An 11,226-nucleotide genomic window follows, 5' to 3' on the forward strand; every position below is an offset into this window, starting at 1 on the left:
GGGGCGGCTTTGTCCCGGTGTTTTTATACAAACTATAAAACAGAGATCAAATGAATACCCAGAAAGAACTGTATGCCTTGCTGACCACACGAAGCGAAGAGCTCAGCAAAGAACGCCTGCTTGCCGAAAGAGCCCTGGAACACGCCAAAGATTCCCGCACATTGGTAGATGTAGCCTTTTATGAAAAAGAACTGGAGATCATCGATAGGCTGGATGGAGAACTCCACCTCCTAATGGAACAAGCCGAGCAACTTGCCGAAGCAAATCGTGAAGCAAAATAAGCAACAGAAAGCCCCACCAATTTTTATGAAGTTGGTGGGGCATTGCTTTGAGGCAACCAAAAAAGATAAAAAGACGAACGATCATTAGTAACCTGCCTGTAGCTTGCACCAACAAGCAATGCCCCACCTGTAGAGGTAGGGCAAGGGCTTGGTTTTGTCTGGCTTTATATTAATTTCTTTAAAATGGTTACAGGCATTTTCTGGGTAAAGTAGGTAAGAACTCTTATTTCGCTTGCCTGGCTAAAATCGATGGTTTTCCATTTTTCCTCGCTGAGGCTGTAAAAGGTGAGCTGCTTGCCCTGGTGTTTTTCTTTACCGATTTGCTGGTGCTTTTTAGCTGGGATCAAATCAAGGTTTAAAGTTGCCTCGTCAGCTTTTCCGTTAGTGGTAATTTGAACTTTTCCGCTGCTTAATGCTACAATTGTTCTTTGTTTTATGTGATTCATCTTTTTTAAGTTTTTTGTTTACTCTTAAATAATGTATATTATTGTGTTGTTTTTAATATTATGATACAAATATACAATTTAAAAGATTAAAATACAATAAAAAAGAGTATTTATTACTCTTTTTTTGTGGAAAATGAATATGAATAAAGAAATTGGACAAAGATTTAAGGAAGCAAGACTTCAGCTTAAGTTAAATCAAACAGACTTTGGGGCACAAATAGAGCTTAAACAGCAGCAGGTGGCTAAAATAGAGAACGGGGCTCAAAGCCTGGATGTGAAAACTGTAATACTCTTAAAAAGAGTATATAATATCTCTTATGATTTTCTTTTATCAGGAAAAGGAGATGTAATACTCAAAGAACAAGATTCTGTATCCGTGGTAGGGGCACCACACAAAATGGTGGAAGACTTGAAAAAAGAAAATGAGTGGTTGAAGGAGCATATTCGAGACCTGGCTCATACTCTTAAGGTAGTTACTGGTGCAGCAGACAAAGAAAACACAAGCCCTCTAAAAAAAGGGTGAGAAAATTCAACTGCCAATGTTGTTTTTTATTTCCAAATCGGGTAGCGTTCACAAAAGTAGAAGCTAAAAAAGGGGGGTGTAAGTATGTAAGTAAGTATCATCAAGTAAGACCCAGCGGTAATTCAACTTAACCGCTGGGTTTGGTGCTTGCCTGGTATTACAAATAAAACCCTGACTCCTTTTCAATAAGTAGCGCATAAAAAATACAGATTTATGCTGTATATTTATGGTGTGCACGCAAAAACGGGCAGTAAATGATAAATAATGTGACAAAATGAAAAAAGACCAGTTAATGTTCAAACAGTTCGTTTTCTTTGATGATAACAATGAATTAAACGATACAGGGGTATTATTATATGTGGATGCGCTCAGGCTCAACCGGGAAAAAGAATTACCAGGCGAACTTACGACGCATATTCTTCATTCATCCAGCGACCGAAAAAGAGTTCTTGAGTATTATGAGTTTGTAAAGGACAACGATATTCGGGAATTGATGCCTCACCCATATTTTGACCACAGCATTAACTAACCCAGACAAAATCAAGGGGCTGGTTGATGATCCAGTCCAGCCTCTATCACAAACCAACACTTTTTATCCATCCCCCCAACTCTTCTTCAAAAAACGCTTCCAGACAATCCTGATAATCACCTGACCAATTTTCGTCATAGGTACTGAGTGTGCTTTGTACTTCTTGTATTTTTTTGGCAATTGGCTGCTGCCAGGACTCATCCCCGGTATCATGATACAGGACATCAAGGAAAGAAATATCCGCCCGTTTTATAGTAAAGAGAATACACACGCTGGTTGTGAAGGTAACAGGGTGCTACTGAATGTATAGTTTGCCTTCGTGAAATAGATTGTATCCATTTTTGAAATAACAATCAAAATTAACAGACAACGTGCCATCTGCTTGTATACACAGTCCTTGCACTTGAGCTACTGAATAAGGTACACCTTTAGGCGCGGTAAAAAAATCACCAGAATTAAGAAGTAGAAATCTGGGTTTTTCTGTGGGTATATTGATTAGTTTTAATTGCATAAAAAATTATTTATTTGATTTATAATTACCCGCTAAGCACGATCAATTATGTGCTCTTATCAACTCGCTTTTGCCCAACTAATGACGAAGTAATACTCTTTGCGAAAAGCAATATTTTGAGACGTTTTGTTCCCTTGGTAAAGTGCAGATTTTAGGCGGGCTTGGGGCAAGTTTGATAGCTATAGTGCAATAGGCAAACTACTGGATAGCCAGATACTGGCAAATGGTGAAAACAGCATAGGCGTTTTGGGACAACCGGGGACATATTGGAGGAAAAATGGCAGCTTTTGGGGCGAAATGCACGCTTTTGCAACTAATCTTATTCAACTCATTATCAAGGGATTAAGTGCTTGGTAGTGGGTGTATGTTTGTCGTACTTTGGTTCATAAATTAATTAATCAACAACAACCAAAACGCTTACTACAATGACCTTAGCAACCTATACCAACGCTACCAACTCCCTTACTAAGGAGGAGTTAAAACAAGATTTAAGAAAAGGTATCGTACAGGTCGCCTACATCAAGTTAGACGGCACCCTGAATGTGCGGAAAGCAACCTTAAATTTTAGCCTGATCCCGGCAAAGGATCACCCAAACGGGGCAGAGTATAACCCACCCAAAGATCAAGGCTGGATTAACTACTACAACCTCGACAAAGGAGAGTGGCGTAAACTGCACATCGACCGATTAAAAGAGTTGAATGTTTTATTTGAGCTGAACCCGGTAAACGAAGAGTTTGAATACCACACCCTGCGCTTCAAAAAACTGAGCTATGAAGTAGTGAAAAAACAAGCCACGGCTTACTTTAACCAACATAAAATACTGACTACCCTACACCTAAAGAAAGCCCTGCGTGAAGCAGGTTATTGGGCAACTCAGGAAAAGGTAAGCGAGCTGATGCAGGAACTGGCAACCCTTGAGGTTGACTGGAACTTTAACCAGCAAGAGGGCGAAATATTCAGGCTATATTATCAGGAGGAGGAACTGGAGTTTTAGACTCCAGTTTTTATTACTTGATTAAAATGTTAAAAAAATAAGCAGTGCTATTTTAAATTAACAGAAATAAACATACCTTTGTAATACATAGCTGATTGAAGAATCTTGGGGGATGAGTAGGTCTTTATCTACTTTCCTTCAGGTTTTTTTGTTTTAGGGCAACTCACTACTCACTCCTTTTCCACTACCTTTACCTTATACTTCCCTACCAACACATCGGTCAAAAAGGCTTCAAACACCTTTGGATTCCAACCCATTTTTAGCACCACCCCATCCCCCCGGCTTACTACCTGAAAGTAAAGCAAGCGGAGCTGAGACAAAAACACTTGGGCAGTGGCGGCCGCTGAGTTCGGAAAAACAGTGTTGACCTTGCCTTGCACAGGTATTTGGGCTTTGGTTTCGTAGTAGGCAAACAAAATATCCAGCGACAAACCCAAGGCTTCTATGATCTCCGGGCTTGTCTTGCCGCTGGCAGTGAGTTCTTCTTTGAGTTTGGCTGCCACAAAAGCAAAGAACTGTTCCAGGTCATAAGAGAGTGTCATGCCCACTTTATCTGCTGATTCCTCCAGAAACTGGATACCACCTACGGCATATTTGCCCTCGATGAGCACCGTTTTGGTGTCGCCCAGAGGCAATATTTGCCTGGTCTCTACACGGGCAAAAGTATCGGGTAGCACCTCCCTTAGTTTTTGGGTGAGCTTGCCCGCCACAAAGCGAGGCAATACCATTTTTTCGGGGCTGAGTTTTTCATCCGGGGCTTTGCTTACCCGGATGATTTTGTTACAGCCTACCACCAGGCTGGTCCCCAATAACAACAAGCCCAGCATTATTGCCAGGTGTTTGCGTGTGATTTGTTTCATCAATGTTTGCATTGTTTTGATTTTTGAACAAGGCGAAAGCTAAGAGAAACAAGTGCTCGTTTTTGGGGCTTTTTTTCAGGATAGACACATTTAAGTGTATGATAGAGAGTGAATTAGGGTTTGATAACTTTTTTGTAATTTAGTAGGCAAAAACAGCCAAACACTATGAGCACTACACATAGCGCGCTACCCCCCTGGGAGGTAGTAGCCCTCGAAGCCATGATAGAGCAGCTATACCAGGCAGACGAAACCAAAGAACCCGCCGTGCGCCGCCGCGACGATGTACTGGGCAGCTTTAAGTACCTGCAAAGGATCAAGTATGGATCGACGGAAGTCATTTGCCAAACCCTGGCTTACAAATACTATTACCGCCCTCGTTCGGTGTATGCCCTCATTTTGCGCCATGCCGCCCGGCTCAAAGAAGCAGACCTGGCAGAGGTGAAAGTGGGGGTAGAAGAGTTGATGCACATCCGGCAACAGGTCAAGTCAACTGATTGGATGGATAGCACCCGCCGCCACGAAGCAGTGCGGGCAGCCTTTAAGAAATGGCAAACTCTGGGCGACATTAGCTTTTTGTGTCGTTTGCTGGGGCATAAGTTCTATTACCGCCCCGAAACCGTGCGCCAGTTGTTGAAAGAAGTAGACTATAAAAGCAAGTAGCCATTACTGATTATTTAACCAAAGAATGACTCCAGGCATGAATAAGACTCCTGATAAAAGTAAAGTTGAAGCTAAAGGCAAGTCTACCCCACTTGCTTGCAAAATATGGGGGCACAAATGGCAAGGCGACAGCCTCAAAAGGCGCTGTACCCGCTGTGGCAAAACCCAGGTATCAAGGTATTCGGTGGAGGGGTGGGTGGATGTATAAGAGGTGGGTTGCCCCTTCCTCCAGCTGTCCAACATTTTACAAACCTAATAATTTGATCTGTATGCCTTACGAGTACAATTCTACCCCTGATAAGATAAAACTAGTTGCCAAACGTGCTGCTGACAACCAAGCTGTACATATTTCACAAGCGGTTAAAACAGATGCCCCTTTCTATTGCCCTGATACTTATGAAGAAGTAAGGATTAGAAGATGTGTAGAAAAACGTGACCACTTTGCGTACAGTGCCAGGCATAGTCCGGTAGGGACCAAAGAAAGTGACCTGCATAAAAACTGTAAAAACGAAATTGCAGCTGTTTTACAACAAGCATATTCAAACGGCAGCTGGGAAGTAGAAAGACCCTTGTGGGCAAACAAGCGTAAAGGCTACCAGATGGTCAGACCTGATATAAGCGGAAGGATCGACGGAAAAGGAGTGGTGATAGAGGTGCAAGCCAGCACACTTTCCATTCCTAAAATTTTACATCGCACTGCACAATATAAAAAAAGAGGGGCCTACATCCTTTGGGTGGTGCCACTCGCTAAAGCATTGGGCGAAGAAGCATTCAGACCAAGACTTTTTGAGCGTTTTTTACATACTTTGTATTATGGCCGGGTTTATTACTGGTATCCAGGCAGTGGCAGTATCTTAACTCCTGTGCATTATGGCAAAGCTACCAGATATATTGAAGTATCCACCTGGTTTGAAAATGGAGAAGAACGGTGCGTGGGTGGATATGAGAAAACATATAAACGCCTCAAAACCCCTGTGTATGGTCAAAAAGCAGATTTGATCAAAGATTTTAAAACTCAAAGTAACCGACCATTTTTTCACTTGACCAACGACAAGCTAAGCGTCCCGGAGAGCAATATTTTTATAGATAGCCAGGCAAAGTGGTGGGGAAACGGGTAAGTTTATATATCCTCTATCTTGTTCACCTGTACACATAGTAAACACAAATAAAAAGAGTCTATAATCTCTACTGTATCTCCTTCAAACTCTACCTGTTCCTTCTCTGAATACAGGTAATGCTGAGTAGATTTTTGGTGGCAGTGAAAACAATAGTGAGAAAACTCATCCCCTTCGGCAGGTTGGCTCATTGCTAAATATAATTTAACACTAATGGTAGCATTACTCTATTCTTACTGCTACCTTATCCCCATCAACCTTCTCTCTTTCCACCTGCGGCGAATAATCCTTGTAACTCATCTCATACTCTTGCTCCACCCTATACAAATACCCATTGCCATTCACGGTGCGCCTACTCACTTGGGTAAGCGTACCAAACTTGCCCGATTGCCATCCGTGGAGCTGGGCGGTAATCACTTGGGAGAGCAAAAGGATACCTTTGCCCGTGGTAACCTTGGCGCCGGTTTTGGCAGGTCGGTAATCTTTGCAGCCCAAGTGCAGGGTAAAATTCGATTTGACCAGCAGTACCTTGTCACCCAGCGGACTGGTGTCTTCGCGGGTGATTTCTAAGTAAGCAGCGGGCAGGGGGTAAGGAAATTTTTCGCTGGTATTATCAAACTGCCCTTCCCACAAGTTAAAATGGCGAATGCCTACTTCGGGTGTTTTGAGGCGTATCTCTAATTCGTTGTATAAATCAATCATTTTTATGCGTTCTATTTAAATACTTTGTCTAACTCTACGCTTACAAAATTTTCAATGGCTGCCCAAAGTTCCGGAGGGAGTGGTTCTTTACCTGGAATGGGCATAAACTGTCTTTGGGGCAAGTTGCTTTGTCTGCGGTGGCTATGTACCCTCACTGATCCACCGTTGCGCCGTCCTCGCCGGGTATAAGTACGCACGGTGGCAACACCCTGAGCTCCTTCGTTGTGGAGCTGGGCAAGGTGAGCGTTGCCACTACTGCCTGCTGTTTGCCGATCGCTGCCTACCCTAATCACCCGCCAATTGGCTTCTCTTACTTTAAAAGAAGCTTTGAGTTTGCCCGTGTCTACTAGCAATGGCTTGCGGTTGTGAGGGTTTCGGCGAGTTTGCCAGGCACTGCCCCGGTATGACTGACTGGCAAAGTTGCGCTGAACGTAGCGCAGCATGACCCGCCCCACGCCACTAGGCATGCCACGCATGACTTTCTTAAATTTTCGTTCGTCGATCATCAGCATTTAGTTTTACTCTCTATTTATTTGGTTATTTGGCAAATTTGATGAGTGTCTTGTTCCCCCTACCATCACTGTATATCGCTTCGCTTAGAGATAGCTTGATTGGCTGCTCTATTTTGGTAGCCGTGTATTTCTTTGCGGCTCCTTTTTTTATAAAAGCAATGGTGGCGTGGGGCTGATAGGTTTCATACTGCAAAGTATGTTTAAGTTCTGCTTTTAATGCTTCGTGGAGCTGTACCAATGTCGGGCTTGCCACCTCAAATTTTAGTACCTCATAGTCCTTGTCTTTTTGCTCAAATACTGAAATCGCGGTGAGTTGTACCTCTATTTCTTGTTGGGCAGAGCAGAGCAACACCTCTACTTTTTCCAAGGCGTTGGGCAAAGCATGTACTTCATACAAGGCAGTAATGTGGGGCGTATCTTCGTAGCCGTATACTCCTGCCTTGGGGCAGATGTACAAGTCGTTTATATCGATGTCTGGCAGTAGGCTCACCCATAGTTTTTTATCTCTAATGGGCAAAGTCACTGCCCCATATTTAAAAAAGTCTTGGTTTTTGGCAACTTCGATGTCAGTATCAAGATTACTCGTACTATCTACCTGGTTGCCCGTTTCCTCATTAGCTTCAGACTCCGTGGCAGTGTTAGTATTTGTATCATTCTCAGCCCCCTTTTTGGCTACTTCCTTTACATTTTGGTCTACTGGCAAAGTCACTTTCTTTTTTACCTTAATTCCCGTGGCTTTCTCAAACTCGGTGGTGCTTACCTCGAAATGATTCAAGGCAAGGGTGAGCGCCGTCTCCGAGATACTTTTCCTTTGGCGTTGGAGTTCGCGGAGGTGGGTATCTAAAAAGACAAACGAATGCCCTGCCAACGGATAGTTGAAATCGAGCAAACGAGGAAAGAGTTCTTCATTTACTACTGCCTCTACCCTTGCCATATCATACTCCCTAATCTCTTCGCTAGGCGTTTTGGCAATGCTGTCTTTGTTCATATAGGTTTGGGCACCGCCTTCGGTATCGTTGCTCAGCTTGACGTGCCCCTGAATGATTTTGAGTAGTTTTTTGCTTGCCTTCTCATCCATTTTATCAAAGGTATCCACGGTGCCGCCCCCTCCGGAGGGAAAAGCAATCTCTACCTTTTCTTCAATGTCAAACACTCCGTTGAGTTCTTCCTCTACATTGAGCAAAGCATCCAATACCTCACGGCGTTCTTCTCCTTCTTTATCGGTATGCACAATCTTATAGGGCTTGCCATAATCCCGGTTAAAGTCAGCGTGCTTTATGAGGGCATCCCGGCTAAGAATGGCGTAAGGCGCCGCGTACAACAACAAGCCCAAAGGGAAACGTTTGCTATGGCAGAAGATATACCAGCGCTTCAAATAGTCGGCGCTAAAATCAATGCCCTCACCATAAGCAGAGAAAGGATAAGGAAGCACTAACTTTCGCCCAGGAATAATGTTACGCCGCTCAACGGTGTTGATTTCTTTGATCGAATAATCATCTTCGTTCAATGCTTGCCCTATTTCAATCAACGAGTAACCAAAAAACTCCGCATCAAGCACGGCATTGATGAAATCATCGAACCAACTGCCCCTGAGCTTTTTGGTGGCAGCTTCCTGATAATTGCCGTCAGGATCAAGCACCAGAAAGGGCTCACCCAGCACTTTGTTCTTGCGGTTATTGATGGCGGTGATTACTTCGGCATCAATACACACCATATCATAGACTTCCATCAAAGGGTAAGTACGAGGCATTACCGGGCTTTCGGCAATGCGCCAGGCTTGCATCCAGTCGGCAATCGTTACCCGGTCTCTACCGTATTGAAATACCGAGGCAAAAGCGCTCAGGTGATGAGCAGCAGAAGGAGCAGTAGATCGTTTTTTTGTTTTTTTAGACATTTGGCAATCATTTGTAATGTGTATGTAACTTTTAAACTCTACCACCCTTTATAATCATTCCCCCGGCTATCCTGCCTGTCGTTGCCAGGTTTTACTTTCCCACCTGCAATAAGTATCCCCCGGTCCCCAGGAGGTTCTTGAGGCAACTGAGTCGGACGCTCGTTTTTCATGTATACCTTGCACCAGGCAATGGCGTCATCATAAAATTGCCGAAACTGACTGGCAATCTCTACCGGGCTATTGGCAGGTACCACCCTATAAAGGGCAATGTCTACCACAAAATCGCGCACAATGGTACTGCGAGGGTCGGTGGCAAGGGGCTGCCAGTAATCAGGAAGGGCACCTGGCAAGTCAGTATTTTGGCTTGCTGGTACTTCCTTACGCGCCCTGTAATATTTTATTTCCGGTGGCAAGCTGCTATCCTCTGCCGTATTTACCCATACCCATTCTCCCGCCGCAAAACTTTGGCTAGTGCCGTTGTAGGCAAACAGCCGGATGAATATTTGGGGCAACGGCGAACGCGTCGCCATATACTCCCCCATTTCTTCGATGGCCGATTTTTGGGCTTCGGCAAGCTTGCCCCAGTCCCCTTCTATAAAATCAAGCAAGTCCGCCTCGCTTAACCTTCGGCGGTAGTCGTAGCGGTGTAAAAAGTTAGAATGCATCTTTTGATCGTTTTCTTGGTACAGTTTGCGTTTTGCGTTGGCTGGTGCCCTTCCCTCTGAATTTTTTGTACTCTTTCGCAAATTTTGCCACAAAAAAGTAGCGCAAAGCATCTGAAATGTGTCCAAAGGGTTGGTAGCGAATTTTGAGTTTGGTGTCTTCGATTGTTTTTTTGCTGATGGTGCCATCTTCGGCTTCTTTGGTGTATTCAAACTCCCGAATCACGGTTTTGCAACGGGCTTTGTCTACGTGTAACCGAATGCCATAGCTTTGTTTTTCTAAGATCAGGTTGATGAAATCCCCACTCTCTGAAACTCCTGGGGCTTTGGTCAGCACCATATCGCGCAGGCTGGTAAAGTGGGGCTTGAGCTGCTGAGCAATCACTTTAAAGTCAGAGCGTTTGTCTCTGGTTTTGGTTTGCTGGTTTTTGCCCGATGGATCACCGTGGATATAAATTCGCCCCTGGTGGGATTGGTATATTTTCAAAAAATCTTCGCAGGTATGAGGGGTTGTATTGCGAGGCGTCTTACCCAGTATCTCGTCCAGGATATACACATCAATCATTCCTTCCTCTGGGCGCACAAATACCTGAATGACTACGCAGGTCACATAAGGGTGCACATTAAAGTCCCAGGTAATATCCAGTGGGTGAGCCGGGTCATACACGGCATCATAATAATTCCCCGAATGCACGCTGGCATCCCATTGTTTCCAAAATTCTCCTCCACTTTTGGCCAGGGGGTCTCCATAAATCAGCATCCCGTGCCGATGGCTGGCAAGGTTGGCTTCTTGTTTTTTGATATAGTTAGAGGGCAGGTTTTTGAGGTTCAGGTGAGTAGCCGAAATCACCACAAACTTAGAATCCCCGCTGACCTTCTTTTTAAAGTAGCGCGGAGGATCGTAAATCTTTGCCTTGATTTCTTCTTCATACTCGCTCAACTCAAACCAATCGTTGATCCAAGGCACCTTGGCAGGAGAAGTAAAAATATACAAAGGATTAAAAGGGAGGTTAGCTGCTACAGGGCTTCCTTCATCATATTCCTCACTAGTAAGTGCCCCCGCCCTTGCCTGGCTAATATACAAACCTTGTTGGCGAAGCCTTCCCAGGATCACTTCCTGCACCGCTTCTTCGCGCGTGTCTTTGGTTTCATCCAAAATCGCCCAGGCAAACTCTTTCCCGTCATGGGCTTTATAGTTTTCCAAAGACCCAATAAAAACTACGCAGCCATTCCAAAAACTAATCTTGTTGCGATAGCTTTTAAAAGCGTGCCCTTCGCGGCTAAAATGCCTGGGAGGTTGGGTGCCCACCACATAGTCACCCTCCCCCGTGTGCTCATCATACTCCTCCAGCCCCAGGTCTTTCCACACCAAAAAGACCCGGTACAAGGTAGAATCAGTCAGTTGCATGTCAGTGTTGGCACCCATAAAACCAAATACCTTGGGGAAGTTGCTAATCAAACGAAACGAGACCAAACCCGCCCCGTGGGTTTTGCCTGCCCCTTGCCCCGCCATAAACAGGTTTACCGGAGTACGTG

Annotated in this window: 15 protein-coding genes; 7 read left to right on the forward strand and 8 right to left on the reverse strand. The window is 44.4% G+C overall.

Going from position 1 to position 11,226, the window contains the following annotated elements:
- Nucleotides 1–50: 50 nt before the first annotated feature.
- A complete protein-coding gene (locus Q0954_RS30480) occupies nucleotides 51–281 on the forward strand; it encodes a hypothetical protein (protein ID WP_299464560.1) in 231 nt (76 codons plus the stop codon).
- Between the two features lie 164 nt (nucleotides 282–445).
- Here Q0954_RS30480 and Q0954_RS30485 read toward each other — a convergent pair whose 3' ends face one another.
- Entirely contained in the window at nucleotides 446–727 is a 282-nt protein-coding gene (locus Q0954_RS30485) for a hypothetical protein (protein ID WP_299464562.1), read from the reverse strand.
- 139 nt (nucleotides 728–866) lie between these two features.
- On the opposite strand from Q0954_RS30485, the gene Q0954_RS30490 reads away from it, so the two are divergent.
- The 3 genes from Q0954_RS30490 to Q0954_RS30500 all read left to right on the forward strand — a co-directional run bounded on the left by Q0954_RS30490 (nucleotide 867) and on the right by Q0954_RS30500 (nucleotide 3,285).
- Nucleotides 867–1,250, forward strand: coding sequence for a helix-turn-helix transcriptional regulator (locus Q0954_RS30490; RefSeq protein WP_299464565.1), 384 nt, complete (start codon nucleotides 867–869; stop codon nucleotides 1,248–1,250).
- A gap of 274 nt (nucleotides 1,251–1,524) precedes the next feature.
- The gene (locus Q0954_RS30495) at nucleotides 1,525–1,779 is read left to right on the forward strand and encodes a hypothetical protein (protein WP_002702428.1); all 255 of its coding nucleotides are present in this window, start codon (nucleotides 1,525–1,527) and stop codon (nucleotides 1,777–1,779) included.
- 936 nt (nucleotides 1,780–2,715) lie between these two features.
- Nucleotides 2,716–3,285, forward strand: a complete 570-nt coding sequence (locus Q0954_RS30500) for an SH3 beta-barrel fold-containing protein (protein ID WP_299464569.1) — start codon at nucleotides 2,716–2,718, stop codon at nucleotides 3,283–3,285.
- Nucleotides 3,286–3,455: 170 nt separating this feature from the next.
- Here Q0954_RS30500 and Q0954_RS30505 read toward each other — a convergent pair whose 3' ends face one another.
- Entirely contained in the window at nucleotides 3,456–4,145 is a 690-nt protein-coding gene (locus tag Q0954_RS30505; RefSeq protein ID WP_299464572.1) for a hypothetical protein, read from the reverse strand.
- A gap of 165 nt (nucleotides 4,146–4,310) precedes the next feature.
- Between Q0954_RS30505 and Q0954_RS30510 the strand changes: the two genes are divergently transcribed.
- The 3 genes from Q0954_RS30510 (at nucleotide 4,311) to Q0954_RS30520 (ending at nucleotide 5,923) form a co-directional block, all read left to right on the forward strand.
- Nucleotides 4,311–4,805, forward strand: coding sequence for a hypothetical protein (locus Q0954_RS30510; protein ID WP_299464575.1), 495 nt, complete (start codon nucleotides 4,311–4,313; stop codon nucleotides 4,803–4,805).
- A 37-nt stretch (nucleotides 4,806–4,842) separates the two neighbouring features.
- Nucleotides 4,843–5,013, forward strand: coding sequence for a DUF1660 family phage protein (locus tag Q0954_RS30515; RefSeq protein WP_299464578.1), 171 nt, complete (start codon nucleotides 4,843–4,845; stop codon nucleotides 5,011–5,013).
- Nucleotides 5,014–5,074: 61 nt separating this feature from the next.
- Nucleotides 5,075–5,923 carry a competence protein CoiA family protein gene (locus Q0954_RS30520; RefSeq protein ID WP_299464580.1) on the forward strand — a complete coding sequence of 283 codons (849 nt, stop codon included), beginning with the start codon at nucleotides 5,075–5,077 and terminating at the stop codon, nucleotides 5,921–5,923.
- A gap of 2 nt (nucleotides 5,924–5,925) precedes the next feature.
- On the opposite strand, the gene Q0954_RS30525 is transcribed toward Q0954_RS30520, so the two are convergent.
- From Q0954_RS30525 to Q0954_RS30550, 6 genes are all read right to left on the reverse strand, one after another.
- Nucleotides 5,926–6,111: a hypothetical protein gene (locus Q0954_RS30525; RefSeq protein ID WP_299464583.1), complete on the reverse strand. Its 186-nt coding sequence runs from the start codon at nucleotides 6,109–6,111 to the stop codon at nucleotides 5,926–5,928.
- Nucleotides 6,112–6,142: 31 nt separating this feature from the next.
- Nucleotides 6,143–6,622, reverse strand: coding sequence for a hypothetical protein (locus Q0954_RS30530; protein ID WP_299464585.1), 480 nt, complete (start codon nucleotides 6,620–6,622; stop codon nucleotides 6,143–6,145).
- Nucleotides 6,623–6,633: 11 nt separating this feature from the next.
- Nucleotides 6,634–7,128 (reverse strand): hypothetical protein, encoded by a 495-nt coding sequence (locus Q0954_RS30535; RefSeq protein ID WP_299464587.1) that lies wholly within the window; start codon nucleotides 7,126–7,128, stop codon nucleotides 6,634–6,636.
- A gap of 31 nt (nucleotides 7,129–7,159) precedes the next feature.
- Complete coding sequence (locus Q0954_RS30540; RefSeq protein WP_299464589.1) at nucleotides 7,160–9,028, reverse strand: 2'-5' RNA ligase family protein; 1,869 nt, start codon at nucleotides 9,026–9,028, stop codon at nucleotides 7,160–7,162.
- Nucleotides 9,029–9,066: 38 nt separating this feature from the next.
- On the reverse strand, nucleotides 9,067–9,693 hold the full coding sequence (locus tag Q0954_RS30545; protein WP_299464592.1) for a hypothetical protein: 627 nt from the start codon (nucleotides 9,691–9,693) through the stop codon (nucleotides 9,067–9,069).
- Nucleotides 9,683–11,226 (reverse strand): hypothetical protein (locus tag Q0954_RS30550; protein WP_299464595.1); only part of this gene is annotated, 1,544 nt, incomplete at its 5' end. The genes Q0954_RS30545 and Q0954_RS30550, both read right to left, overlap by 11 nt.

This window comes from uncultured Microscilla sp. (assembly GCF_947493425.1).
GTDB lineage: Bacteria > Bacteroidota > Bacteroidia > Cytophagales > Microscillaceae > Microscilla.

Coding starts and splice junctions, on each gene's coding strand:
- Q0954_RS30480 (WP_299464560.1), top strand. CDS start 51: ATGAATACCCAGAAAGAACTGTATGCCTTGCTGACCACACGAAGCGAA.
- Q0954_RS30485 (WP_299464562.1), bottom strand. CDS start 727: ATGAATCACATAAAACAAAGAACAATTGTAGCATTAAGCAGCGGAAAA.
- Q0954_RS30490 (WP_299464565.1), top strand. CDS start 867: ATGAATAAAGAAATTGGACAAAGATTTAAGGAAGCAAGACTTCAGCTT.
- Q0954_RS30495 (WP_002702428.1), top strand. CDS start 1,525: ATGAAAAAAGACCAGTTAATGTTCAAACAGTTCGTTTTCTTTGATGAT.
- Q0954_RS30500 (WP_299464569.1), top strand. CDS start 2,716: ATGACCTTAGCAACCTATACCAACGCTACCAACTCCCTTACTAAGGAG.
- Q0954_RS30505 (WP_299464572.1), bottom strand. CDS start 4,145: ATGAAACAAATCACACGCAAACACCTGGCAATAATGCTGGGCTTGTTG.
- Q0954_RS30510 (WP_299464575.1), top strand. CDS start 4,311: ATGAGCACTACACATAGCGCGCTACCCCCCTGGGAGGTAGTAGCCCTC.
- Q0954_RS30515 (WP_299464578.1), top strand. CDS start 4,843: ATGAATAAGACTCCTGATAAAAGTAAAGTTGAAGCTAAAGGCAAGTCT.
- Q0954_RS30520 (WP_299464580.1), top strand. CDS start 5,075: ATGCCTTACGAGTACAATTCTACCCCTGATAAGATAAAACTAGTTGCC.
- Q0954_RS30525 (WP_299464583.1), bottom strand. CDS start 6,111: ATGAGCCAACCTGCCGAAGGGGATGAGTTTTCTCACTATTGTTTTCAC.
- Q0954_RS30530 (WP_299464585.1), bottom strand. CDS start 6,622: ATGATTGATTTATACAACGAATTAGAGATACGCCTCAAAACACCCGAA.
- Q0954_RS30535 (WP_299464587.1), bottom strand. CDS start 7,128: ATGATCGACGAACGAAAATTTAAGAAAGTCATGCGTGGCATGCCTAGT.
- Q0954_RS30540 (WP_299464589.1), bottom strand. CDS start 9,028: ATGTCTAAAAAAACAAAAAAACGATCTACTGCTCCTTCTGCTGCTCAT.
- Q0954_RS30545 (WP_299464592.1), bottom strand. CDS start 9,693: ATGCATTCTAACTTTTTACACCGCTACGACTACCGCCGAAGGTTAAGC.